Genomic DNA, 25614 nt, shown 5'->3' on the forward strand with positions numbered 1-25614 from the left:
CCTCCAAAGGAATTTCCGTCAGAACCCTTCACGACAGAGTCAGTCCAATAGCCTCAACTCCGGCCTTTGCACATTCCGTATCTTCTGACCCAGCGGCGCCTGATACTCCTATAGCCCCGATCAGTTCTTCCTCAAACAGGATCGGAAATCCGCCTTCCCATGCGCAGAGGTTCGGGCGATTTACGAGGCCCATTTTAAGTTCAGGGGCAGACAGCATTCGGGCCGCGAAATCGCGCGTCGGTTTGCCAAGAACGGCCGTGCGCGCTTTGTCGTAGGCGAAATCGGAAACGGCCGCTGGTGTACTATCCAACCGACCGGCGGCGAGCATGTGACCACTTGGATCAACGACAAAGGCCGCAATGTTCCAACCTCTCTGCGAGGCATAGGACAAAGCGGCCTGAACTGCGGTGTTTGCTGCTGACTGTGAAATAAAACTTCTGGTGACTGTTGCAGGCATTCTTTCCTCGTAAATCTACGTCTCTGCCAGGCACGGCGCTTCGGCCCAGGTGTCAGAGATCAAAGATAAGTTTGTTGGTGCCGTGCTGCACGCGCTGATCGTTCTGATTGAAGACTTCGAACTGAAACGTCACGACGCCGCGCTGGCCAGAGCTGGTCAGAGTTTTTGCCACCACCCGTATCTTGGCGCGGATCGTATCGCCTGAAAAAACAGGAGCTTCAAACTGCCAGTCCCAGCCTAGCGAGGCCAGACCATCCAGCCGTGCGTCGGATTTGAATTTCAGCCCATCGACGACCGAAAGAACCAGAAGTCCGTGAGCGACCCGGCCTTTGAACCCGCGTTGCCGTGCGGCCTCATCATCCAGATGCAGAACATATCGGTCACCGCTTAGTGCGGCGAATTGCGAAATCAGATCTGCCGAGACTTCGGCAGACCCGGTTTCGATCACGTCCCCAATCTGCAAGTCGTCATAAGAATATGTTCCCGTCGCGAGGGCCATTTCGCTATTCCGGGACAGGTGCATCTTCGCGCAGCAGGCCCTTGGCTTTCAGGTCTGCCCAGAACGCGGTTGGTATCTCGTGGCTGAACCAATTCAGGTTCTGTTGCAACTGCTCGACTGTCCGCGTGCCGGCCATAAAGGTCGGAACCGCCGGATGGGCCACAACGAACTGCAATGCCGCGGCGGGTAGCGGCACGTTGTATTCGGCGCAGACGGCCTCGATCTTGCGGACCTTGTCCATAATGTCGGCCGGTGCCGGAGCGTAGTTGTACTTGGCACCTTCTTTGGCGCCGGTCGCCAGAATGCCCGAGTTGAAGCCACCACCGACAACGACTGCCGCCCCACGTTCTTCGCAAAGGGGCAGGAACTTGTCCAACGCGTCCTGTTCCAGAAGCGTGTAGCGACCCGCCAGCAGGAAACAGTCAAAGTCGCGCTGCTCCAATGCGGCGTGGCAAACTTCCCATTCGTTGACGCCGACACCGATGGCTTTGACGACGCCCTGATCCCGCAGGCTTTCCAGCGCTTTCCAGGCCCCATCCATCGCTTGTTTGAAGACTTCGGGCTGCTCGTTCCCACGGGTGAAGACGTCAATATCGTGGATGAAGCAGATATCCATCCGCTCCAGCGCCAAACGATGAAGGCTGTCCTCGAACGACCGCATGATGCCATCATAGCTGTAGTCAAAATGCATGGTAAACGGCGCGGCGTTGGTCCAGGGCTCGAAGTTGATGTCCTGACGACGGGCGGGTTTCAGAATACGCCCAACCTTCGAGGAAAGAACGAATTCGTCGCGGTTCTTCCAACGCAGGCTATGCCCGGTGCGCATTTCAGACAGCCCGTGACCATACATTGGCGCGGTGTCGAAATACCGGACACCCGCATCCCAGGCGTTCTGAATCATCGCGTCAGACGTTCGCTCATCAATCTCGCGAAAGATGTTGCCGATTGGCGCGGTGCCAAAGCCAAAGGCAGTAACCTCAAGATCAACGCGGCCAAACTTGTTCTTTGTATGTGGATTCATGCAAGCCTCCCTAACGCAAATCGGTGTTGACCCCGGACAGGCCCGGCCACCAAATTTTGCACATCCAATAAGTAACTGTTTGGTTATTTATCGGAAATGCGCGCCCCAATCAACCCACTTGACGTGGCAGGGCGTTGCCGCATATTAGTAACCATCTGGTTACATTATGGGATGCCGCCATGTTTCTGACTGAAACTCATCTTCAGGTTCGCGATATGACTCGTCAGTTTGCGCAGGACGTTATCCGGCCCGCAGCCGAAGAGTTGGATCGTGATTCACGCTTTCCGGCAGAGATCTACGATCAAATGGCCGAACTTGGCCTGTTTGGAATCGGTGTCCCCGAGGAACTGGGCGGCGCCGGATTTGATAACGTAACCTATGCGTTGGTGATGGAAGAATTGTCGCGCGGCTATGCCTCAATCGCGGATCAATGCGGGCTGCTGGAGCTTGTCAGCTCGTTGCTGGTGCGCCACGGCACGCCTGAGCAGCAACAGAAATGGCTGCGGGATTTGCTGGCCGCGAAGATCCGGCCGGCCTATTGCATCACCGAACCCGAAGCGGGCACCGACGTATCGGGCATTCGGACCACAGCGGTCCGTGATGGTGACGGCTGGGTGCTGAACGGCGGAAAGATCTGGATTCACAACGCTCCGGTCGCGGATGTCGGCTTTGTGTTGGCCCGCACCGACCCCGAAGCAGGTCATCGGGGCATGTCGATCTTCATGGTCGATCTGCACGCGGATGGTGTCACGCGCGGGCCCAAGGAAATCAAGATGGGTCAACGCGCCAGTCAGGTTGGTCCGTTGTCCTTTGATGATGTGCGCCTGCCAGCCGATGCCCTGCTGGGCGCCGAGGGGCGCGGCTTTCACATGATGATGAGCGTTCTGGATAAGGGCCGTGTCGGCATCGCCGCGTTGGCCGTTGGTATCGGGCAAGCAGGGCTTGAATCCGCCACTGACTATGCGCAGCAGCGCAAGCAGTTCAACAAACCAATCTCTGATTTTCAGGGTGTGCAGTGGCTGCTGGCCGATATTGCGAAGGATGTCGAAGCTGCACGCCTGCTGGTCCATTCCGCAGCGCACAAAATCGACACAGGACAGGATGCAACCAAGGCATGCTCGATGGCCAAGTGCTTTGCCGGGGATATGGCGGTTCAGCGGTCGTCAGACGCAGTGCAGGTCTTTGGCGGGTCCGGATACATCCGCGGCTTCGAAGTTGAACGGCTTTACCGCGATGCCAAGATCACCCAGATTTACGAAGGCACCAACCAAATTCAGCGCACGATCATTGCGCGAGAGCTTCTGTCGAAAGGAGCACAGGCATGAGTGCCCAAGTCGCACTTGTCACCGGGTCCAGCCGCGGCATCGGGCTGGCCGCAGCTGTTGAACTGGCGAAAGCCGGTTTCAATGTCGCGTTGAACGCGGAAGCCGACAATGAAGAATTGGCCAATGCGGCCCGTACGATCGAAGAGCTCGGCGTAAAAGCTTTCAAATCGCCACTCGACGTTACAAGGATCAGCGATCATGGTAACTTGCTGGACCGGATCGAATCCGCTTTGGGTCCTATCACAACTTTGATCAATAATGCCGGTGTCGGAGTAATCAGCCGCGGCGACCCGTTGGATGTGACCGAGGAAAGCTATGATCGCTGTTTGAACGTCAATGCCAAAGCCATGTTCTTTTTGACGCAATCCGTCGTCAAACGCTGGTTGTCGCAAGAGCGCGATCCAAATCTGCACTATTCGATTGTGAACGTGACCTCATCCAATGCGTCCGCCGTCGCCGTGCCCCGCACCGAATATTGCGCGTCAAAAGCAGCCGCTGCGATGATCTCCAAAGCGTTTGCCGCCCGGCTGGGGCCAGAAGGTATCCCGGTGTTTGACGTCCAGCCCGGCTTGATTGCGACCGAGATGACCAAGGCCGTTATCGACACTTACCAAAAGCGCGCAGAAGAAGGCTTGTGCCTGTTCCCGCGTGTCGGCCAGCCCGAAGAGCTGGGCACGGTGATCGCGTCGCTTGCGACCAACCACATCCCCTATACTACCGGGCAAGTCATTTCCGTCGATGGCGGAATGCTTGTTCCCCGTTTCTGAGGTTCACAGGCATGAAAATCCAGCTTCCCAACACCTCTGGCGTGCTGCATGATTATTCTCTGGTGGGCACCCCGGTCGCCCCGTCGAAACTGACCCCAAACTCAGCACGCGTTCTGTATTCCGCCGCGCATGTGGTGGCGGACCCGTTCGGCGATCATGACCCGACCGGTCCGGCTCATGTGGATTGGGAAAAAACGATGGAGTTCCGCCACTATCTGGCCGGGATGGGCATGGGCATTGCCGAATCGATGGACACAGCGCAGCGCGGCATGGGTCTGGACTGGAACGGTGCGCTGGAACTGATCCGCCGCACCAAGGAAGAACTGCCTGACGCGCTGGTTGCCAATGGCTGCGGCACCGATCATCTGGACCCCGCTGACGCGCGCAGTCTGGACGATGTGCGTCGCGCCTATCTTGATCAGGTCGAGGCAATCCAAAAACTTGGGGGTAAGCTGATCCTGATGGCCTCACGCGCTTTGGCCAGCGTCGCGACAGGACCGGACGACTATATTTCGGTCTACAACGACGTGCTGGCGGCTTGCGATGAACCTGTCATCCTGCACTGGCTGGGTGAGATGTTCGATCCGCAACTCGCCGGGTATTGGGGTGCAGACAATTTTGATGCGGCGATGGAGACAGCGCTGATCATCATTGAAAACAATGCAGACAAGGTCGATGGCATCAAGATCTCGCTACTGGACGCGGAAAAAGAGATCATCATGCGCCGCCGCCTGCCCGAAGGCGTCCGCATGTATACCGGTGATGATTTCAACTATCCCGAACTGATCGAGGGCGACGACGTAGGGTTTTCCCACGCGCTTTTGGGCATTTTTGACCCGCTCGCGCCTGCGGCGGCCTATGCTGTCAGCAAGCTCAGCGAAGGCGATGCAACCGCGTTCCGCGCGACACTGGACCCGACCGTACCGCTGGCGCGACACATCTTCCGCGCACCGACGCAGTACTACAAAACCGGCGTTGTATTTCTGGCCTGGCTGAACGGGTTTCAGGACCATTTCATCATGCTGAACGGCGCACAGGCGACCCGGTCCCTGCCGTATTTCATCGACTGTTTCAAAATGGCGGATGACTGCGGCCTGTTACGCGACCCTGACATGGCCATCGCGCGAATGGGGTACATGCTGAAACTCTACGGGGTCTGAGCCCATGCGCGACTTTTCACAAGACCACTCGGCCCTTGCGCTGAACACGGCGACTCTGGGCCACAATCTGGATGGTCACGGGGCGGGCTGGTCACCAGAGTGTATTATAGATGCCTGTGCAGATCGGGGCTATGGCGGGATCACCTTCTGGCGGCGCGAACTCGACGGGCGCGCCGCCGAAATCGGTCAACGTGTGCGCGCCGCCGGGATGCAGGTTGTCGGACTTTGCCGAACGCCCTTCCTGACCGGCCCACTGGCGCTGCCCTCGGACCTGCAGATCATGGATGATTTCCACCTGTCTATCGACGAGGCCGCCGCTTTGGAAACCACGGTTCTGACCATCGTAACCGGCGGCCCCGAGCCCGGCACAAAAGGCGTGTTGGAGAGTCAGAAGATCCTGTCAGACCGCGTCGCCCGCGCAGCCCCATATGCTGCCGCGCGTGGCGTCAAGCTGGCGCTGGAGCCTCTGAATCCCGCAACGGCAGGAAACCGCACCTGTTTGATGACTGCGGCAGACGCGCTGAACGTCTGTGATGCGGTTGGCGCTGAAAACGTGGGCGTCGCGATCGACGTCTACCATGTCTGGTGGGACACCACGCTGGTCGACACTCTGGCCACTCGGGGCAACGGTCGCATCCTTGGCTATCACCTGTGCGATTGGCTAGCCGATACAACAGATGTTCTGCTTGACCGGGGTATGATGGGTGATGGCGTCGCGGATTTGCGGACACTCCGCGCGGCCGTCGAAAACGCCGGATATAATGGCCTTTGTGAGGTCGAGATTTTCTCGGCCCAAAACTGGTGGAAACGGGAACCTGATGAGGTTCTCGACGTCATCGTCGAGCGTTTCAAAACCGTCTGCTGACCAACTGAATTCAAAGAATAGGAGAAAGCGCAAAATGAAGGTACTTGTGCCTGTCAAGCGCGTGATTGACTACAACGTTAAGGTCCGTGTTAAGGCGGATGGCAGCGGTGTTGATCTCGCCAATGTAAAGATGTCGATGAACCCGTTCGACGAGATCGCCGTGGAAGAGGCGATCCGCCTGAAAGAAGCAGGCAAGGCTGACGAAGTTGTTGCTGTTTCGATCGGCGTGAAGCAGGCGCAGGAAACACTGCGGACAGCGCTGGCCATGGGTGCGGACCGCGCGATCCTGGTTGTGGCCGCCGATGAAGTCCACACGGATATCGAGCCTCTGGCCGTTGCCAAAATCCTGGCCAAAGTGGTCGAAGAAGAGCAGCCGGGCATCGTTCTGGCGGGCAAGCAGGCGATCGACAACGACATGAACGCCACCGGCCAGATGCTGTCGGCCCTGCTGGGCTGGAGCCAAGGCACCTTTGCCTCCGAGCTGGATATCGAAGGCGACAGCGCCAAGATCACCCGTGAGGTGGATGGCGGCCTGCAGACCATCAGCGTCAAGATGCCAACCATCGTGACCGTTGACCTGCGCCTGAACGAGCCGCGCTATGCGTCGCTGCCGAACATCATGAAGGCGAAGAAAAAGCCGCTGGATGAGAAAACCGCCGCAGACTACGGCGTCGACGTCACCCCGCGACTGGAAGTGGTCAAAACCGAAGAGCCGCCGGCACGTGCCGATGGTATCGTCGTAGGCTCGGTCGACGAGCTGGTCGAGAAACTCAAAGAAGCGGGGGCTGTGTAATGGCTGTTCTTCTGCTGGCTGAAGTCAACAATGGTGAGCTGTCGCTGGACGCCACCGCCAAGGCTGTCAACGCCGCAAAGGCTCTGGGCGATGTGACCGTTCTGGCCGCGGGCGGGTCTGCCGCTGCTGCTGGTGAGGCCGCTGCCAAGATCGACGGTGTGTCGAAGGTGCTGGTCGCCGAGGATGCCTCGCTGGGTCACCGCCTGGCGGAATCCACCGCGGCGCTGATCGTGTCTCTGGCCGACGGCTATGAGCACATCGTTGCCCCGGCAACCACTGACGCGAAGAACGTTATGCCGCGCGTGGCCGCTCTGTTGGACGCGATGGTGATCTCGGATGCATCCGGCGTGGTGGACGGCTCGACCTTCGAGCGTCCGATCTATGCAGGCAACGCGATCCAGACCGTGAAATCCTCCGACGCCAAGAAGGTTGTCACCTTGCGGACCGCCAGCTTTGACGCGGCAGGCGAAGGCGGTTCGGCCCCGGTTGAAACCATATCGGTTCCTGGTTCCGAAGGTCTGTCATCCTGGGTCGAAGACAAGGTTGCTGAAAGCGACCGTCCGGAACTGACCTCGGCTGGTGTTGTTGTCTCGGGCGGCCGTGGTGTCGGCTCGGAAGAGGACTTCAAACTGATCGAAACCCTGGCCGACAAGCTGGGCGCCGCCGTTGGTGCGTCGCGTGCGGCTGTGGACTCGGGCTATGCCCCGAACGATTGGCAGGTGGGTCAGACCGGTAAGGTTGTTGCCCCTGACCTGTATGTCGCTGTTGGTATCTCGGGCGCGATCCAGCACCTGGCGGGCATGAAGGACTCCAAGGTCATCGTTGCGATCAACAAAGACGAGGAAGCGCCGATCTTTCAGGTTGCCGACTTCGGTCTGGTTGCCGACCTATTTCAGGCGGTGCCGGAACTTACCGAAAAGCTCGGCTGATCAAAGGCTAAGATTTTTCGTCGAAAAATCTGGGAAGGCCCGCCAATTGGCGGGCCGCCAGTCACCAATGCACGGAACGACCTTCAAATATTCTCGCCTAAGGGAAGACTCCGCCCGCCTGATACTAGCGTGCTCACAGGGTTCTAACGCACCAATATCGCGCGAAAATCGTTGACGTTGGTTCCAGTTGGACCCGGTGAGAACAAGTCATCAATAGCCTCAAAGGCGCTAAACGCGTCGTTATTTGCAAGATCGGTGGTGGGGTTGCGTCCGACAGCGCGCATTCGCGCGCAAGAGGTCGCGTCAGCAAATGCCCCTGCGTTATCTTCAGAACCATCAATCCCGTCAGTATCCGCCGCCAATCCAGTTATCCCTTCCACACCGTCGAGATGCAGCGCCAGTGACAGAAGGAACTCACTATTGCGCCCACCTTTGCCATTGCCGCGCAACGTCACTGTTGTTTCGCCCCCCGAGAGAATGACAATCGGCTTCTGAAACGGGCGATCCTTGACAGCAACCTCGCGTGCAATCGCAGCATGCACCTGCCCTACGTCGCGCGCTTCACCTTCTATGGCATCAGACAGAATAATTGCAGGAACGCCCTGTGCCTCTGCTGCTCGCGCCGCAGCCTCCAACGACAACCCTGCTGAAGCAATCACGAGGACCTCATTGCCAGAAAAACAAGGTTCATCAGGTTTCGGTGCTGACGCTTCTTCATTTTTCAAATGCGTCATGATGGTCTCGGGCAGCACGATCTGATGATCCCGGATAAGGTCAAGCGCATCAAAATGTGAAACTGCATCCGGCACCGTCGGACCTGAGGCGACCTGGGCTGGGTCATCGCCCGGGACATCCGAAACAACCAAAGACAGCACACGCGCGGGATGCGCCAGCGCGGCCAATCGCCCACCTTTTATTCCGCTGGCGTGTTTACGAATGGCGTTCATGACCGAAATCGGTGCCCCAGAAGCCAGTAAGGCTTGATTGAGCGCTTGTTCATCCTCAAGCCCAAACCCCCCTGGCGGGCAGGGAAGCAAGGCAGAGCCACCCCCACAGACCAATGCGACAACCAGATCGTCCGCCCCCAGGCCTGAAACCGCCTGAATCAACGCGTCGCTGGCCGCAAGCCCGGCACAGTCTGGCACCGGATGGGAAGCTTCCAAAACCTCTATCCGATCACACTTCGTGCCATAGCCATAGCGGGTGACCACCACGCCGAACAACGGCCCTTGCCACAGGGTCTCGAATGCTTGCGCGAGCTGTGCGGCCCCTTTCCCGGCACCCACAACGACCAAACGCCCTATTGGCGGTTCGGGCAGGTACGGTTTGAGCGCTTCAAGTGGGTTCGCCGCCGCCACCGCAGCTTGAAACAGTGAGGCCAGAAAAGCCTGTTCTGAATTCACAGTTGGATATCGCACACAAAAACGCCGTCCGCTCCGCCTTCCAGTTTTTCGACGATCCGACCGCCGATTTCCTGATGGGTTGCGTCCTCAAGATATGCGTCCCGCACCGCGGTATCGCGGAAATCGAACCAGAACATATCGTTGAAATCCCGCACGAGCGGCGTTTCTATTGAGATATTCTTGCGGTGCTGAAAGTTCGTCAGCCCGTCGATGATATCCTGTAACCCGGCCAGATCATCATAAAGAGCCTGCTTTTCGGCCTCGGTAGTTTCGGCCTTGAAACGAAGGTGGACAAGATGTCGTATCATGGGATGCTTCCTTGTAGCTGGGCTATTTCCAGAAATCGGCTTTCTTGCGGTCTTTGAACGCGGCCAAACCGGTCTGCAGTTCGGGCTGCGCGGCAGCGACGCGACCGGCCAGCGTGTCGAAAATACGCTCACCTTCCTCACCCTCGGCGGCGTTGATCAGCATTTTCACAAGCTCAGTCGCGACCGGGCCGCGACGCCGCATATTTGCCGCCAGTTCCCTTGCCGCGGCCACACTCTGACCTTTTTCAACAACTTGATCGACCAAACCCACGGTCAAAGCATCCGCTGCCGGAAAATCCTGACCAAAGATCGCCATGCGCCGCACCAATTGCGCTCCAAAGCGGCGCGTGACGCGTTGGGTTCCAGACCATCCGGGGATGATGCCCAGAGCGGGTTCAGGTTGTCCAATCCGGATATGCGCCTCGGCGATGCGATAGTCAGCACAAGCGGCCAATTCCAACCCGCCGCCTAGCACATGTCCGTTAAGCGCAGCTATCACCGGTTGACGCAAGCGCGCCAGTGCATCCAAAGCCTGATGACCATCGCGCAGCCAATGACGCCCGAAACCGTCTGGTCCGTATTCGGACCAGGCATCGATATCGCCCCCGGCGCAAAAGGCCTTACCTGCACCCGTCAGGATCACAACATGCGCGTCCTCGGCGCGTTCGATCCGACGGCACAGCGCCATCAGATCGTCCATCATCGCTTCGGTCAGCGCATTCAATCGCTCGGGCCGGTTCAGCGTCAACGTCGCAACGCCATCCCTGATATCGAGCAGAAAATGGCCCATTATGCCGCCGAAAGTTCCAGTTTCATCAGAGAGGGATCGAACAACGCCGCATCCATGGTCGTCAGATTATCCGAAACCAACAACGGGGTTGCGGCCTGATCCAGTACGTCGCGCTGCAGGTCCAGCCCCGGAGCGATCTCGGTCACCATAAGACCCTGCTCGGTCAGTTCGATCACGCAGCGCTCGGTCACATAGCTGACCTCCTGCCCCTTGGCCAAAGCGCGTTTGCCTGAGAATGAAATCTGATCAACCTCATCGACAAACTTCGCGACTTTGCCTTCTTTCAGGATTGTCAGCTTACCGTCCTCAATCGCCATCTTGGCGCCCGCGTTGAAATTGCCCGAGAATACGATTTTGCGCGCGCGCGTCGTGATGTCTACGAATCCACCACACCCGGCCGTTCTGTGCGGGATCGCAGAGAGCCTTGAAACGTTGACAGAACCGAACTTGTCAACCTCAAGGAAGGACAGCAGCGAGGCATCAAATCCCCCCGCCTGAAAATAGCAGAACTGATGCGGCGACGGGACAAAAGCCTCGGCATTGGCGGAGCAACCGAATTTGAAATCCAACAGGGGCACGCCGCCGACCGCACCCTGCTCGATCATCCAGGTGACGGAGCCGTGCAGCCCCTCTTCGACCAAAATGCGCGGAACATTGGCCGAGATACCAAACCCGATATTCACGGCCCAACCGTCTTTGAGCTCTTTGGCGACCCGGCGGGCGATGACTTTGCCCACATTGAACTCGGCAGTCCGGAAACTTTCGATTGGTCGCGTTAACTCACCCGATATAGCCGGGTCATATTCTGTAGCTGTTGTTTGCAGCTGATCAGTGGCTTCAACCACCACATCCACCAGTATGCCGGGCACGTGCACATCATGCGGGCGAATGCTGCCTGAGGCGGCGGTTCTTTTCGCCTGCGCGATCACCAGACCGCCATTGTTGCGCGCTGCAAGCGCCATCTCCATCGCGCCAAGATAGGCCCCTTCTTGTTCAAAACTCAGGTTGCCTTTTTCGTCAGCAGTCGTCGCACGAATGATGGCAACGTCAGGGGACATCGATTTGAAGTAAAGCCAGTCTTCCCCTTCGAACGCCATGCGTTTGACGATGGGTTCGGATCGGGCCGAGGCATTCATCGCGCAACCCTCGATATCCGGGTCGACAAAGGTGTCCATGCCGACCTTGGTCAAAACACCCGGCCGTTTAGCCGCGGCTTCGCGCAGCATGTCAAAAATAATGCCTGAGGGAACGTTGTAGGCGCGAACTTGTTCCGCGGTGATCATTTGCCATATCATCGGCGGCTCCGCGTTGCTGGGCCCCGACGGGTAGGACCCGCCAATTATCCGTGTCAGCAGCCCAGGCCGGGCGATATGGTCGACGCCCTTGGTGCCGAACATGTCACCCGCGGCGATAGGGTGAATCGTGGTCAGGTTGCGGGGCGCGCCATCCTCGGCGAAACGTTCACCGATGCCCTTCAGCACAGCGTCCGGGCAGCAAAGACCGCTTGAAGAGTTTACGGCAAGGGTTGCACCATCCGGTATCAGATCGGCAGCTTCGCGGGCTGTCATATGTCTGGCCATCTGCGCCTCCTTAGTAACTAACTGGTTATAATTTTATGCCGTGCGATCGTGACGAAATCAACCTGCTTTTTGACCAAGACGGAATTGACCCGGAAAAAAGTAACCATTAAGTTACTTACAGCCTTAATCCCCGGGAGGATGCAAATGAACATCTACTTTCAAGGTACAAACCATCGGACATTCGGCACGTTTCCCCTGACCGGAAACGACTTGCGTAATGCCATGGAAATCGCAGCCGAGGTTGGCTATCGCTCGTTCGATACCGCCCAAATGTATGAAAACGAACAAGAAACCGGAGAGGCGCTAGCACAGCTTGGGCTGAAACGCGATGACATCTGCGTGACAACCAAAGTGCACCCGGACAATTTTTCGGAAGCGGCGTTCCTGCCATCAGTCGAAGAAAGCCTGAAGAAGCTGAAACTGGATTATGTCGATGTGCTGTTGCTGCATTGGCCGCCGATTGGAGAAGACATCGAGCCCTCTCTGAAACTGCTGGAACAGGCACAGGCCAAAGGGCTGACCAAGAATATCGGCGTCTCAAACTACACTGCGCAGATGATGCGCGACGCGGTCAAGATCATTGACACACCGCTGGTCACCAATCAGGTCGAATTTCACCCCCTTCTGAATCAGGACATTCTGTTAGCCGCCGCGACCGAGACAGGGATTCCGCTGTCCTCATATTGCTCGGTCGCCCGGGGTGAAGTGTTCAAACACACGATCTTCGAAGAGATTGGAGCCGGATATGGCAAAACGGCAGGACAGATCGTGCTTCGCTGGATTCTTCAGAAAGGTGTCTCGATCAACACAATGTCCACCAAACGCACGAATATTCAGGCCAATTTCGACGTAATGGATTTTGCCTTGTCCAGCGTCGATATGGACCGGATCGACGCAATGACCCAAACCGGGTTTCGGATTGTGGGAGAGGACCTGGTGCCGTGGGCACCAAAATGGGACTGACCGAAAAAAGGGCGGTGCCGGGGTCCGGCACCGCCAGTTTGGAGAGTGTTCAGGAGAGACGGTCCATGGATTGGCTCAGCGATTACCCCGGATCATGTCCGACGCTTTCTCGGCCATCATGATTGTCGGCGCGTTTGTGTTTGATCCGATCAGGCTGGGCATCGCAGAGCTGTCGCAGATCCGCAGACCATCTATGCCGTGAACCCGCATTTGCGGATCGACAACAGACATCTCATCCACGCCCATTTTGCAAGTGCATGTCGGGTGATAGGATGTCCGGCCATACTGGCGCGCATAAGCCTCGAAATCCGCTTGGGTTTTCACGCTGGAATCCGGGAACCGGATCTGACGCACATATTTCTGCAGGCTGGGCTGGCTGAAAATCTCGACACTATGCTTTACGCCTTCGACCGAGGTTTTCAGGTCATCAGGGTGCCCCAGGAAATTCGGGTCGACCAGCGGCATATCCTCGACCTTATTAGACCGTAGCCGGACATTGCCCCGCGCCTTGGGGCGCAGAGTGTAGGAGTTCAGCGTGATACCGGAACTGCCCTTCGGAACGCTGGGCACGCCGGCCTCGGCCCCGGCCCCGGCAAGGAAGTGGAACTGAAGGTCCGGCACTGGTGCTTCGGGATCGCCATACCAGAACGCCCCGCCTTCCACGACGTTCGAGGCAACCGGGCCTGACCCGAACAGATAGTACTGCATCCCGGCCCAAACGGCCCAATGTGGTTTGTTGTATTTGTCCAGACTTTGATGCCCGTTCAACTCAGCCACGATATCGATACCAAAGTGATCGGTCAGATTCTCGCCAACGCCAGGCAAATCATGCTGAACCTCAATCCCGTGCTCGCGCAGATGCGCCGCCGGACCGACACCTGACAGCATCATCAGCTTCGGCGTTCCGATGGCACCCGAGGTCACAAGCACTTCCAAATCCGCCGAGACATTCTTAACCTGACCGCCCGTTTCGTACGCGACCCCCGTAGCCCGGCCACCGGCGATGACAACGCGATGCACCTGACATCCGGTTTCAACCGTCAGGTTGGGCCGCGACAAGGCAGGTTTCAAGTAGCCAACCGCCGCCGAGCAGCGCTTCGCATTCCATGTGGTTGTCTGATAAACCCCTGCCCCTTCCTGCACCGGGCCGTTGAAATCGGGGTTGTAGGGAAGGCCAGCCTCCTGACAAGACCTTACAAAGGCACGCGTCATTTCTTGGGGCTGCAGGTTGGACACGCCCAACGGGCCGGACGTGCCGTGCCAGTCGCCGGACAGGATCGCGTTGCGCTCAGAACGGATGAAGTACTGTTTGATCTCTTCGAATGACCATCCCTCGCAGCCTTCTTCGTTGGCCCAGCGGTCGTAGTCGACTGGATTGCCGCGCGTGAACACCTCGGCGTTGATCGAACTGCCGCCGCCCAGAACCCGGCCCTGCGCATAGGGGATTTCCCGGTTGTTGGCATGGGTCTGAGGTACTGTGTCAAAGCCCCAGGTGTGGGGGCCGTCGGTCATCTTGGCAAAGCCCACAGGCATATGGATCAGCGGGTGACTGTCCTTCCCACCTGCTTCCAGCAACAGCACCTTGGTGTTGGCATCCTCAGTCAGCCGGTTTGCCAGAACGCACCCAGCCGACCCGCCGCCAACGATCACATAGTCATATCCGTTTTCAGCCATCACTCCACCCAATGCGGCCGCTTGCCAATCTCGACATGGATCGACTTGACCTGCGTGTATTCCTCGACCCCGTGCATCCCTGCCTCGCGACCCCAACCTGACGCTTTGAATCCGCCGATTGGAAGTTCCGGGCCACCGGCCAAAGTGGTGTTGACCCAGAACCGACCCGCCTGAACACGGCGCGAAATGGTCAAGGCCTTATCGATATTCTTGGTCCATACGCTGGCGGCCAGCCCATATTCCGTGTCATTTGCAATCGCGATTGCATCGTCGAGCGTGTCAAACGGGATCACGCAGAGAACCGGCCCAAAAATCTCTTCCTTCGCGACGGCCATGTCCATGGTCACATCGGTAAAGACGACCGGATCGATATACTGCCCGCCTGCAATTTCCGGCGTGGTGCCGCCGGTCAGAAGCGTTGCGCCCTCTTCCTGACCTTTGGCGATATAGGACAGGATCGTGCGGTTCTGCGCATCCGTTGTGATTGCCCCTGCCTGCGTGCGCTCATCCAATGGGTCACCGACACGCACCTTGCGCAGCTTCTCGGCAACCATCTGAGAAAACGTGTCCGCGACCGAGCGTTCGACTAGCAGGCGCGCGCCCGATACGCAGCATTGGCCCGTATTGAAGGCAATCCCAAAGGCAACGCCATCCGCGGCATCCTCAAGATCGGCATCGGCAAACACGATCTGAGGGTTCTTACCACCCAGTTCCAGCCCCAGCTTCTTGAAGTTGCTTTGCCCGGCAGCCGCGACAACCGACCGGCCAACGGCTGTGGAGCCGGTGAAGGACAGCATATCCACATCCATATGTTCGGCCAGCTTCTGGCCGATCACGCTCCCCGACCCGGTGACCACGTTGAAAACACCGTCAGGCAGGCCCGCCTCGGTCAAAATCTCGGCCAGCAGTAGCGTCGTGGCACTGGTGACTTCCGAGGGTTTGGCCACAATCGTACAGCCCGACGCCAGAATATAGGGCACCCGTTCGCACAGGATAAGAAAAGGGAAATTCCATGGGGTGATCAGGCCGACTACACCAACAGGTTCGCGCGTGACGATGCCAATCGCACCGTCGCCGCTGTTGTTGAAACTCTCTCCATGCAGTGACCGCGCGAGGCCTGAGGCGAGCTCGAACATCCCGACACAGCCCTGAACCTCGGCCCGCGCCTGCGCGATAGGTTTTCCGTTTTCCAGCGTTTCCCAATAGGCAATTTCATCAGCGCGAGCGCGGATCAGTTCTGCCGTTTTCAACAGGACCGCGGTCCGGTCGGCACCTGACAGGCCGCACCAACGACGGTCATCAAATGCAGTGCGGGCGGATGCGACAACGGCATTCAGGTCCTCTTCGGTACACCGAGTAATTCGGGTGACCGGGACACCGTGGCCGGGTGAGGAACGCTCGAATATGTCCCGGCCCTCGGCTGCGATCCATTTCCCGTCCATGAAAAATCCAAACTCACGGGGCTCAGAAGGGGGCGTCAGTATCTGGCTATGTTGGTCCATTACAGGGGCTCCATTGATTGTGCGCGGCGCTAGGCAGAGGCATCCAGGCCGTCACGAAAGTCATTCCATCCGCCATCCACCGAAGATGGCGCGTCATGCCATTGATGCAGGGTGTCGCCAGTGGCGGGGTCTTTGTCTGGTATCGGCAGCATCATGATGCGCTTAGCGGCGGCCTGAAACATCTCGGGCGTCAGATACGCCTCTTGAATGTTGTCCCAATCGCGGCCACCTGCGTAGCCACCACACATTATTATGTCGTCGGAATGACCGATCATCTCATGGCTGACGCCTGCCGGCATAACGATTACATCACCCGCTTCGATCCGCACCTTGGTCCAGCCTTCTACCGACAAGTTAAACTCCATCCAGCCTTGGGCGCATCCCAGGCACTCATGCGTTGTGGAGTGGAAATGCGGGTATTCGTAAACGCCTGGGTATTCCCAATTGTTGCCCCATCCATTCGCCCGAAAGCGCGCTTTGACGGCCTCACCCCCACCACCGGGGATCGCTCCGCGATGGATCAGCAAAGGAAAGCGGCTGTTCGGAATCATGCCTTCGGGTTTCGATGTGTAGGCTTCGACGGACATTGTGGGCTCCTCCCAGTTCCAACGCGCTAGATTACGATCTGAGTTTTCAGATCCCCTGGCCTGAGGGGCAGTGTCTCAAACGCGATTTGAATGTTGCTCAATGTGAAAGCGGCATTGGTGAAAGGTTCGGTCTTGATACGCCCATGTGTCAGCAAAACCAGCGCATCATGCATGTCCTGCCCCATTCCGGCCACGGACCCTTTGATCGAGTTCTCCTGAAGAATGGTCTGCAAGATATCCACGGGCAAGGTTTCACCGGCCCCGGTCAGGCCAAAAGCAGCGATGTGTCCGCCCTTGCGTATCAGCCGCGATGCTTTCTCATACAGTGCAGGAAGGCCAACGCTTTCGATCACCACATCCGCACCGCGCCCATCTGTGTGGCGGAGAACCACCTCTTCCAGTTCGTCCATATTCGTGACGCCAAAATCGGCCCCGGCCTCCAGTGCCATTTGAACACGGTCTTCCGACAGGTCTGCCACGACAATCGGAGCCGCCCCGATTGTGCGCAGCAATTGCACATGCAGGTTGCCAATCGGCCCGGCCCCCAGCACGACCACGGACTGACCAAAGGTGATCTGCGCCTTGCGCGCGCATCGTACCACACAGGCCAAGGGCTCGGTCAGCGCCAGTACCTCTGCAGGCACATCCCAAGGGGCCGGAATGACCAGTCGGGCAGGCACCGAAATGTATTCTGCAAAGGCCCCGTCCATGGTGATCCCCATTTGTCGCATCTCAGGACAGTTCAGAACTTCGTTGCGGCGGCACCAATAGCATTTGCCGCAGCCGATATTCATATCCACGACTACCGGATCCCCGACCGACAGACCGGCAACGCCGTCGCCCAAGGCGGCCACTGTGCCGGTGAACTCGTGGCCGGGGATCATCGGCAGGTTTTCTTTGGCGTAATGGCCGTTGAAAATATGGATATCCGTACCGCAGACCCCGACGCATGAAATGCGCACCAACACCTCGTCCCGGTCGGGTTCGGGGCGGGAAACCTCCTGCACCTCAAATTGGCCAGGCTTGACCAGAACAGCGGCTTTCATCGTCTCGGTCATTTTACGACTTTCAGTTTAGATCGGTCGATGGTCAGGGCAATCGCGGCGATCAGGATCAGGCCGAAGACCATCTGCTGCTGCGTTGCGTCCACCTCGAAATACAGCATCGAGGATCGGATCACCGCCACGATCAGCGTGCCGATCAACGTGTTGATCACGCCACCCACACCTCCGGTCAGCGGCGTGCCTCCGACCAGCACTGCAACGATTGCAGGCAGCAGGAACCCGTTGGCCAAGGTGGGCGAGCCACCGGATAGCTTTACCGAGAACAGCAAACCCGCGATTGCCGCCAAGCCGCCAGACAGCGCGAAGGCGATGATCTTGATGCGGTTGACGTTCAGACCCGAGGCCACCGCCGCAGGTTCCCCCGCGCCAACGGCCTTGAGCGCCCGTCCGAAGGTTGTTCGCGATTGCAGGAACCATGCGGCCAGAACCAGAATTGCAGCAATGATCAGTTCGCTCGGCAACCCGGCGACCGTGCCGGTCATCCAGCCGAAGGTTGAATCCCGCAGGGTTGCGTCCATGAATAGGGCGCGTTGACCCGACAGGTATTGCGCAGCCGAGAACGCGACGCCGCCAACCGCCAGGGTCGAGATAAATGACGGAACATAAAGCCGTGTTGTCACATATCCCGAGATACTGCCCAGCACCACGCCCGACAGAATGCAAACCAGCGCCGCGCCAATACCAAAAACTGGCAGGGTAATTGTGGCGACAACGGTGGTCATGTTTGCGATGGACTGCGCAGACAGGTCGATACCGCCAATATAGATCGCAAAGGTCATACCCAGGGCCATGATGAAAAGCGGTACGATATCCGCCATCATCGAGATCAGATTGGCCGGGCGCAAAAAGTTGGAGTCTGCGGCTCCGACAACCAGCACCAACACCAGCAGGGTGATCCAGGGCAGATGGGGTTTGATACGTTCAAAACTCATGGTGCGGGCCTCAGATCATGTGGTGGACAAGGTCATACAGCGACGGTTTGTCCCCAGGGCTGCAATCAAAACGTTTTTGCGCGACACCGTCCTTAAGAACGATGATCGTGTGGCTGAGGCCGATGGCTTCCTCGAGGGTATCCGCGACCAGAATGATGCCGACGCCGTCATCCGACATCTCGCGCACCATGTCATAGACGTCCTCTTTGGCACCGATATCCAAACCGCGGGTTGGATGGTCCAGCAGGATGATGTCGGACCCGGCAGATCGCCATTTGGCCAGAACAACCTTTTGCTGGTTGCCCCCGGACAGCCCGCCGCAATCCTTGTAGACATCCGGTGTCTTGATCGCGAGCCGGTCTATCCACTGGCGCGCCAGCGACTTTTCCTCGCCAATCCGCAACACACCGGAATTGGCGTAATTCCCCATCTGGCAGAGCGTCATGTTCTCATAGACATTCATGCCCGCCACGATGCCTTCGACCTTTCGCTCGCGTGGGATGTAGCCCACGCCCGACGTCACGCTGACACGTGCGTTGAACCTGCCAATAGCGCTCCCCTTGAGCGCAACGGCACCGGAGGATGGCGTCTCGAGCCCGAAAATCGTGCGCAGGATGGCCTCACGACCTGATCCTTCGGTCCCTACAAGGCACAACACTTCGCCCGGTCGCAGATCGAACGAGATATTCGTGTATTTTCCGTTAAGTGACACATCATCGAACGAAACCAGCGGGTTGGCGTCAGCCTGATAGGGCTTTTGCTTTTGCTCTCGGTAATACTCCTTGTCGACATCCCGTCCGACCATCTTGTGCTGGATCGCATCGACGTTGGCATCCTCGTGGGCGACAACGTCAACAACCTCACCATCTTTCATCACATAGATGCGGTCGGACAAGTCCAGAACCTCATCCATGCGGTGACTGACAAAGATGAACGAGGCGCGGGTCGTCAGCTCGCGCACGAGGCTGAACAACAGCTCGACCTCTTCCTTGGCGAGAACCGAGGTCGGCTCGTCCAGCAAGATGACCAGATCGCCATCGATCCGCTCTTCCAGTGTCAGTACTTTGGCCAGCTCGACCAGTTGGCGCTGTGCAAAGGACAGTTTCGAGGTCGTGGTTGCAGGATCGATATCCAGCTTGACCTTGGCCAGCTGCTTGCGCGCCGCCGCAGCCATGGCTTTCCAGTCAATCACGCCAAAGCTGACGAATTGCTGCTCAAAGCCCAAAAAGATGTTTTCCATCACGGTGAGGTTGGTGATAAGGGACTGTTCCTGAAACACCATGCCAATACCGTGATCCATCGCCTGACGCGGGTTCTGAAAACGGACCTTGGTGCCATCGATGGTGATGTCGCCCCCATCGGGCTGATAGGCACCGTAGATGACCTTCATCAAGGTGGATTTGCCAGCGCCGTTTTCACCGACGAGCCCAACGATCTCACCGCGGCCGATCTGGAAATTTACAGATTTCAGCGCGTGAACGCCGGGGAATTTCTTGTCTACGTTGATCAGTTCGTACATCAGCCCGCCCCTATTTCACGAAGGTTACGGATTTGCGGTCGGTCGACAGGACCACCGCCGCGATGACCAACACGCCCAGAACACCGTCCTGCACGTAGCCGGGCAGCCCGATCACAACCATGCCGTTGTTGATGACGTTCACGATGAGGACGCCGATCAGCGTATTCCAGACGCCGCCGATACCGCCCCAAAGTGCCGTACCACCCACCACAACCGAGGTGATTGAAACAAACATGAAATTCGACCCGGTAGCCGTTTCCGCTATCCCGATCCGCCCGACCGCCAGCAGCGCACCAACTGCATAAAATACGCCTGCCAGTGCAAAGCCCATTATTCGAACCCGATTTACGTTCAGACCGGAGGCATGGGCCAATTCCTCACCACCGCCAACAGCATAGAAGTTGCGCCCCAGCGTGGTGCGTGACTGGATAAACCAGGCGATCAGCAGGAATGCCAGCGCGACGTAACACATGATCGGAAAGCCGAACCAGCGCTCGGTTAGAAGCGAGCGAAACAACTCATCCTCGACGCGCACGCGGTCGCCTCCGGTCAGCAGAAGGGCGAAACCGGTACCGACAAAGCCCATAGCAAGCGAGGCCATGAAAGAGGGGATTTTCAACAGCACATGAACCAGTCCGTTCACCAGCCCAATGGCCGCCCCCACCAGCAAAGCCAGCGGCAGAGCCAACCAAGCCCAGGACGCCAACGTGCCCCCAAGCGCGAGAAATGCGAATGCAAAGACGACGGCACAGACAGAAACTGTACCCTCCATCGACAGGTCAATTGATCCCATGATGATGATGAAGGTCACGCCAATGGCAACCATCAGTGCGGGCGCGGACGAAATCCCGATCCGTGCAAAATTGCGCAGCGAAAAGAAACGCGGCTCCATTACGGTGAAAAACAGGACAAGGATCAAAAGGACAATCAAGGGTGCCCATTTGATCAGAACATCCCGTGTCAGCACATTGCTCACGTGCTTCCTCCCAATGAGTGAATTGTTCGGGTCGTCCGTCGCCAGCTCCGGACTTCAGAAGGGCGGACCGGGGTGAAACCGGTCCGCACAGGTTCTTTACTTGTACTGAATCTGGCCGTTTGTCGGACCCCAGAAATCTTTCCAGTCATAGGTCGGAACGCTGTCCAGATACTCAGCCTTGAACGCCAGAGCGTCTTCGGGACGTATCATGATGGTCGGACCGTAGAACTCGCGGTTTTCATGCGGTTCTTCCGAAGGCTTGAAGTGACCCGTGGCCGCATAATAGGCCAGCGCTGCGGTGATACCGCCACCCCAGTGCGGGTTGGTGAAGACGGTCGCCAGGATCTTGCCCTCGCCAACCAGACCCACGGCTTGCGGGTTGCCATCGTAAGACACGATGGGCATATCGTCGATTCCTTCCGCGCGAAGCGCTTCCAACACACCGTAGGCAATGGTGTCGTTCGCACAGTGCACACCTTTGATCTCGTCACCATAGCGGGTCAGGAAAGCGCTCATGACCTGGTTGGCTTTCTGCGTGTCCCAATCCGCAGGCTCAGCCGCCAGCAGCTCGGCATTCGGATAGTCTTGCAGCGCGGTCTTCAGACCCGCCAGACGTTCAATCGCCGGGTTGTTCGAGGCGATACCACCCAAGTGGACGACGCCACCGGAACCGCCCATCGCATCCAGCAGGATGCGCGCAGTTTGTTCGGCCGGGCCTTCATCGGACCAGGTCATATGGCTGACATAGTGATCGCCAAAATCCCAGGGATGAAGGTCGTCGGTCTTGTTCCAGATCGTTGATACGTACCCACCTGCCTCGGCCACGGCCTCGACAACCGGGCGCGCGTTCGGGGCGTCGTTCGTGTCGATGGCAAGCGCCAGTTCGCCATTGGTTTTCGACAGCAGTGCCTTGACGTCTGCCAGCGACTTCTCGGAGGAGCCTTCGTTGATCAGGTGAGTCAGGAAATCCTTGGGTTTGCCTAGGCTTTCCACAAAAGCTTCACCGCCACTTACGATCTCGTTCCAGTATGGGTTTGTACGGTTGCGGTACGACCATGCTACGGTCGGGTCCGTTATCGCGGCACGGGCCATTCCACCCAGCATACTCGAAACCGCAGCACCACCTACACCGTAGGCCGAAGCAAGCAGAAAGTTGCGACGGGTGATCGTCTCCTGCTCGATGAACTTTTTAATGAATGACATTTTGTCCTCCCTTTGGTTTTCCTGACAAAGCCCGAAGCAGCCTTTTCCTCCCCCAAGGCTTGTTTAGCGGCCCTATCGCCGCGACCATAACGCACTAACTGGTTACTTCTTTACAGAGGGCGGTGTCAAGTGTTAAGACCACCATATAAGAGGTGAGCAAACTTCCAGTATCAATTCGATTGCCGCCTTAGCGAATGAGGGAATTCGTGATAACTATTCTATCGAGAACGGCATAAACAGCTTTCAACAAAGGAAACGGGGAGCAAAAAGTGGCTGAAGTCACAAAAAACAAAAAGAAACGAGACGCCGAGGCAACCAAAGCGAGAATTTTACGAGCCGCAAAGAAAGAATTCGCCAAGAACGGGCTTGGCGGCGCGCGTGTGGATGAAATTGCCGAACGGGCAAATGCAAACAAGCGCATGCTGTACCACTATTTCGGCAGCAAAGAAGACCTGTTCCGTACTGTGCTGGAAAACGCCTACCTGGATATTCGTAACGCGGAACAAAAACTGGACCTCGAGAACCTGTCGCCCTCTGACGCACTTGAATCTTTGGTTCGATTTACCTGGGAGTATTACCTGAAGAACCCCGAGTTCATCACTCTGGTCAACAGCGAAAACCTACACCGCGCCCGGCATATCAAGACCTTGTCCAGCCTGCCCGAAACAATGCGCGGTCTCGTAGATCTCGTCGACCGGATACTAAAACGCGGTCAGGAGACAGGCGAGTTTCGCCCCAACCTGGACGCGACGCAACTGAACATTACGATTGCAGCCATCGGATACTATTATCTGACAAACAGGCATACAGGGTCCTTCCTGTTTGGTCGCGATCTGATGGATGAAGCGGCGCTGAAAGAGCGGTTGGATTTCAACGTCGAAACCATCCTGAGACTGGTGCATTCCGACAGCAACGCGCTTAATCACGCAGAGCGCCAAACTTAGTCAGACTGCGGTGCCACGGTAGAATCCCAAACAATCGGTTCGGACGTAATTTTCTTGTCTTTGCTTCATGATCGGAGTGTTTAAGGCGGTGAACCATGACTTGCGCTGAACGCCATTTTGTCGCCGTGGCAGGTCACGGCAATGAGGGGTGTATCGACCTCCGACAGGTGGTGCGTTTGCCCTGCAAGAACTCAATACATTCGAAATTGCCGCGACAGACAAATTAGCTTTTCCTTATTGACGCAAACCAGGTCACGGCCTCACATCTACGCCCAATCCAGTACGATCAATGGTTCCTCGATTGATCGCGAAGATATCTCTGAATAGATCGCGGCAACATCTTCAACCGTTCTTCGGGTCATCAGGGGGCTCATGTCCAAACGGCGTTCTGCCAGCCAAGTCAGTGCTTTTTGAAAGCCGGAGAACACGCTCTGTGGTGCATTGTTGTAACCTTCCAACAGCTCTTCCCAAACAAAGCCGCGGGCGTGGATCGGCAGCTCCCATTCCCATCCGCTGCGCAGATTGACGTAGCTGAAGAAGACCTCGCGCAGGATGTCATGCGCGGCAATGTCAGTGCGTTGTTGCCAAGGGACGCCGACCAAAACAACTTCGCCCCCTTGTCGGACCACGCGGCAAGCATCCAGAATTGCTGCTTCGTGGCCTGAACAGTCAACGACCAGTACGACGTTGCGCGCAAAATCTTGGTTGTTGAGGGGCATCGTCGCAAATGTCGTTGCAATGCCGGAGGCTTCCACCTGACCTCGTCGCAATGGATCAGGTTCCACGACCGCAACATCATACCCGCCTATCCTGAAGTTGTGAGCCGCCAGAAGGCCCACCGGCCCGGCCCCGCAGATGATCACTTTGTCACCGGGTCGGGCCTTTGTGGTCATGAGCGTGGTCATCGAAACGCCCATCAGCCGGACCAACAGCGCGGTTTCGGCGTCCATTCCAGATGGCACCGGCAGCGTATGGCGCGCGCAGTGTTGTTGCGTAGACCGGTGGTGGCCCATGCAGAACCGCAACTCACCCGTCTTGATCCCCTGAACGTCAGATCCGATGTCTTCGACCAGAAAGACAGCAGCATAACCGGGCCGGATCGGAAACTCCTCGCCATTCGCCCATGCGAGTTCGGTACCCTGACTGACCAGAGTCGCAATGGTTGGGCCCCGGATTTCATCCGCCGCCAATTGGCCGTCCTGATAGTCGCACAGCACAAACGTGTTTTTGGCCGGAATGACAATTTCTTTTGGCATAACGGGTGTTTCCTTCTTTAGAGCGACAGGCTTGCGCCGCTTTCGGTATCAAAGAGATGAATGGCGTCCGGGTTGAGCTGAATGCGGATTTCATCCCCCGGTGAGGGGCGCCCGATGGCTGGCACTTCTGCGATCAACTCATGTGTTCCGGCGCGCAAGTCCAAAAGCGCTTCGTTCCCGAGATATTCGGTCACTTCGACCCGAACCGGAAGCGCGTCGGACGCATCGCCAGCGGCCACGGACAACCCGTTTGGGCGAATGCCGATCGTTACGGCCTGCCCTTCGGTAAGCGCCGCAAAAAAGCGGGATGGAACAGAAATGGAAAGACCGTCAGCCAGCAACTGACCCTGAGCAACGCGCGCCGGTACCATGTTCATCGGAGGTGATCCGATGAACGTGGCAACAAACATATTGTTGGGTTTGCTATAGACCTCTTCCGGTGTGCCGACCTGCTCAATATACCCGTCGCGCATAATGACGATCTTGTCCGCCAGAGTCATCGCCTCAACCTGATCATGCGTGACGTAGAGAACGGTTGTGCCGAGCCGGTTGTGCAGCTTGGCAATCTCCAATCGGACCTGTGTGCGCAGTTTTGCATCCAGATTGGACAGAGGTTCATCAAACAGGAACACATCCGGCGTTCGCACCATCGCCCGCCCCATTGCAACACGCTGGCGTTGCCCGCCGGAAAGCTGCGCTGGTCGGCGGGCAAGCAGTTCGGACAGACCCAGAGTGTTTGCAACCTCATCCACACGGCGGGCCACCTCATCGGCGGACAGGGCCAGAGGTTTCAGCGCGAACTCCATATTTTGTCTGACGGTCATATGAGGGTACAGAGCGTAGTTCTGGAACACCATCGCCACACCCCGGTCTTTTGGGGCCACTTCGTTGACCCTGACACCGTCGATGAAGAGATCCCCGTCTGACACGTCCTCGAGTCCGGCAACCATGCGCAGGGTCGTTGTTTTTCCGCAGCCGGATGGTCCTAGCAGAACGACAAACTCACCCTCTTCCACATCCAGGTCGATACCATGCACGACCTGGACCTGCCCATAACGTTTGATGATGTTTCTCAACGTAATCGCTGACATTTCACT

The 25614-nt window shown here is 57.6% G+C and carries 25 protein-coding genes; 8 read left to right on the forward strand and 17 right to left on the reverse strand.

Annotated features, from left to right (window positions below; translation table 11 throughout):
- Positions 1–28: 28 nt before the first annotated feature.
- From ACR0B3_RS16320 to ACR0B3_RS16330, 3 genes are read right to left on the reverse strand one after another with little or no spacing between them, the layout of a single operon-like run.
- Positions 29–457 carry a GlcG/HbpS family heme-binding protein gene (locus ACR0B3_RS16320; RefSeq protein ID WP_480809998.1) on the reverse strand — a complete coding sequence of 143 codons (429 nt, stop codon included), beginning with the start codon at positions 455–457 and terminating at the stop codon, positions 29–31.
- Positions 458–509: 52 nt separating this feature from the next.
- On the reverse strand, positions 510–956 hold the full coding sequence (locus ACR0B3_RS16325; protein ID WP_480809999.1) for a MaoC family dehydratase: 447 nt from the start codon (positions 954–956) through the stop codon (positions 510–512).
- A gap of 4 nt (positions 957–960) precedes the next feature.
- Entirely contained in the window at positions 961–1977 is a 1017-nt protein-coding gene (locus ACR0B3_RS16330) for an aldo/keto reductase (RefSeq protein ID WP_480810000.1), read from the reverse strand.
- A gap of 179 nt (positions 1978–2156) precedes the next feature.
- On the opposite strand from ACR0B3_RS16330, the gene ACR0B3_RS16335 reads away from it, so the two are divergent.
- Genes ACR0B3_RS16335 through ACR0B3_RS16360 form a run of 6 tightly spaced genes read left to right on the forward strand, consistent with a single transcriptional unit; the run spans position 2157 to position 7816 of the window.
- The gene (locus ACR0B3_RS16335; RefSeq protein WP_480810001.1) at positions 2157–3302 is read left to right on the forward strand and encodes an acyl-CoA dehydrogenase family protein; all 1146 of its coding nucleotides are present in this window, start codon (positions 2157–2159) and stop codon (positions 3300–3302) included.
- Positions 3299–4069 carry a 3-ketoacyl-ACP reductase gene (locus ACR0B3_RS16340; RefSeq protein WP_480810002.1) on the forward strand — a complete coding sequence of 257 codons (771 nt, stop codon included), beginning with the start codon at positions 3299–3301 and terminating at the stop codon, positions 4067–4069. Before ACR0B3_RS16335 ends, ACR0B3_RS16340 begins: the two co-directional genes overlap by 4 nt.
- 11 nt (positions 4070–4080) lie before the next feature.
- Entirely contained in the window at positions 4081–5229 is a 1149-nt protein-coding gene (locus tag ACR0B3_RS16345) for a dihydrodipicolinate synthase family protein (RefSeq protein ID WP_480810003.1), read from the forward strand.
- A gap of 4 nt (positions 5230–5233) precedes the next feature.
- The gene (locus ACR0B3_RS16350; RefSeq protein WP_480810004.1) at positions 5234–6094 is read left to right on the forward strand and encodes a sugar phosphate isomerase/epimerase family protein; all 861 of its coding nucleotides are present in this window, start codon (positions 5234–5236) and stop codon (positions 6092–6094) included.
- A 34-nt stretch (positions 6095–6128) separates the two neighbouring features.
- Positions 6129–6887, forward strand: coding sequence for an electron transfer flavoprotein subunit beta/FixA family protein (locus ACR0B3_RS16355; RefSeq protein WP_480810005.1), 759 nt, complete (start codon positions 6129–6131; stop codon positions 6885–6887).
- Positions 6887–7816 carry an electron transfer flavoprotein subunit alpha/FixB family protein gene (locus ACR0B3_RS16360; RefSeq protein WP_480810006.1) on the forward strand — a complete coding sequence of 310 codons (930 nt, stop codon included), beginning with the start codon at positions 6887–6889 and terminating at the stop codon, positions 7814–7816. The genes ACR0B3_RS16355 and ACR0B3_RS16360 overlap by 1 nt, the downstream gene beginning before the upstream one ends.
- A gap of 143 nt (positions 7817–7959) precedes the next feature.
- On the opposite strand, the gene ACR0B3_RS16365 is transcribed toward ACR0B3_RS16360, so the two are convergent.
- Genes ACR0B3_RS16365 through ACR0B3_RS16380 form a run of 4 tightly spaced genes read right to left on the reverse strand, consistent with a single transcriptional unit; the run spans position 7960 to position 11897 of the window.
- A complete protein-coding gene (locus ACR0B3_RS16365) occupies positions 7960–9219 on the reverse strand; it encodes a glycerate kinase type-2 family protein (RefSeq protein ID WP_480810007.1) in 1260 nt (419 codons plus the stop codon).
- Positions 9216–9527: a Dabb family protein gene (locus ACR0B3_RS16370; RefSeq protein WP_480810008.1), complete on the reverse strand. Its 312-nt coding sequence runs from the start codon at positions 9525–9527 to the stop codon at positions 9216–9218. The genes ACR0B3_RS16365 and ACR0B3_RS16370 overlap by 4 nt, the downstream gene beginning before the upstream one ends.
- 22 nt (positions 9528–9549) lie before the next feature.
- Complete coding sequence (locus tag ACR0B3_RS16375) at positions 9550–10317, reverse strand: enoyl-CoA hydratase/isomerase family protein (protein WP_480810009.1); 768 nt, start codon at positions 10315–10317, stop codon at positions 9550–9552.
- A complete protein-coding gene (locus ACR0B3_RS16380; RefSeq protein ID WP_480810010.1) occupies positions 10317–11897 on the reverse strand; it encodes an acyl CoA:acetate/3-ketoacid CoA transferase in 1581 nt (526 codons plus the stop codon). Before ACR0B3_RS16380 ends, ACR0B3_RS16375 begins: the two co-directional genes overlap by 1 nt.
- A 144-nt stretch (positions 11898–12041) precedes the next feature.
- On the opposite strand from ACR0B3_RS16380, the gene ACR0B3_RS16385 reads away from it, so the two are divergent.
- The gene (locus ACR0B3_RS16385) at positions 12042–12860 is read left to right on the forward strand and encodes an aldo/keto reductase (RefSeq protein ID WP_480810011.1); all 819 of its coding nucleotides are present in this window, start codon (positions 12042–12044) and stop codon (positions 12858–12860) included.
- A gap of 75 nt (positions 12861–12935) precedes the next feature.
- On the opposite strand, the gene ACR0B3_RS16390 is transcribed toward ACR0B3_RS16385, so the two are convergent.
- The 8 genes from ACR0B3_RS16390 to ACR0B3_RS16425 form a co-directional block, all read right to left on the reverse strand.
- A complete protein-coding gene (locus ACR0B3_RS16390) occupies positions 12936–14534 on the reverse strand; it encodes a GMC family oxidoreductase (RefSeq protein ID WP_480810012.1) in 1599 nt (532 codons plus the stop codon).
- Positions 14534–16036: an aldehyde dehydrogenase family protein gene (locus ACR0B3_RS16395; protein WP_480810013.1), complete on the reverse strand. Its 1503-nt coding sequence runs from the start codon at positions 16034–16036 to the stop codon at positions 14534–14536. The genes ACR0B3_RS16390 and ACR0B3_RS16395 overlap by 1 nt, the downstream gene beginning before the upstream one ends.
- 29 nt (positions 16037–16065) lie before the next feature.
- A complete protein-coding gene (locus tag ACR0B3_RS16400) occupies positions 16066–16623 on the reverse strand; it encodes a hypothetical protein (RefSeq protein WP_480810014.1) in 558 nt (185 codons plus the stop codon).
- A 26-nt stretch (positions 16624–16649) separates the two neighbouring features.
- Positions 16650–17681, reverse strand: a complete 1032-nt coding sequence (locus ACR0B3_RS16405) for a zinc-dependent alcohol dehydrogenase (protein ID WP_480810015.1) — start codon at positions 17679–17681, stop codon at positions 16650–16652.
- Entirely contained in the window at positions 17678–18619 is a 942-nt protein-coding gene (locus tag ACR0B3_RS16410) for an ABC transporter permease (protein ID WP_480810016.1), read from the reverse strand. Before ACR0B3_RS16410 ends, ACR0B3_RS16405 begins: the two co-directional genes overlap by 4 nt.
- Before the next feature lie 10 nt (positions 18620–18629).
- Positions 18630–20138: a sugar ABC transporter ATP-binding protein gene (locus ACR0B3_RS16415; RefSeq protein ID WP_480810017.1), complete on the reverse strand. Its 1509-nt coding sequence runs from the start codon at positions 20136–20138 to the stop codon at positions 18630–18632.
- A gap of 10 nt (positions 20139–20148) precedes the next feature.
- A complete protein-coding gene (locus ACR0B3_RS16420) occupies positions 20149–21114 on the reverse strand; it encodes an ABC transporter permease (protein ID WP_480810018.1) in 966 nt (321 codons plus the stop codon).
- A 96-nt stretch (positions 21115–21210) separates the two neighbouring features.
- Positions 21211–22317, reverse strand: a complete 1107-nt coding sequence (locus ACR0B3_RS16425) for a sugar ABC transporter substrate-binding protein (protein ID WP_480810019.1) — start codon at positions 22315–22317, stop codon at positions 21211–21213.
- Between the two features lie 269 nt (positions 22318–22586).
- Here ACR0B3_RS16425 and ACR0B3_RS16430 point away from each other — a divergent pair, with 269 nt between their 5' ends.
- Entirely contained in the window at positions 22587–23261 is a 675-nt protein-coding gene (locus tag ACR0B3_RS16430) for a TetR/AcrR family transcriptional regulator (RefSeq protein WP_480810020.1), read from the forward strand.
- Positions 23262–23527: 266 nt separating this feature from the next.
- Here the strand turns inward: ACR0B3_RS16430 and ACR0B3_RS16435 are convergent, their stop codons facing one another.
- On the reverse strand, positions 23528–24517 hold the full coding sequence (locus ACR0B3_RS16435) for a zinc-binding dehydrogenase (RefSeq protein ID WP_480810021.1): 990 nt from the start codon (positions 24515–24517) through the stop codon (positions 23528–23530).
- 17 nt (positions 24518–24534) lie between these two features.
- Complete coding sequence (locus tag ACR0B3_RS16440; RefSeq protein WP_480810022.1) at positions 24535–25608, reverse strand: ABC transporter ATP-binding protein; 1074 nt, start codon at positions 25606–25608, stop codon at positions 24535–24537.
- Between the last annotated feature and the right edge of the window lie 6 nt (positions 25609–25614).

It is taken from the genome of Ruegeria sp. CE9 (genome assembly GCF_056537425.1).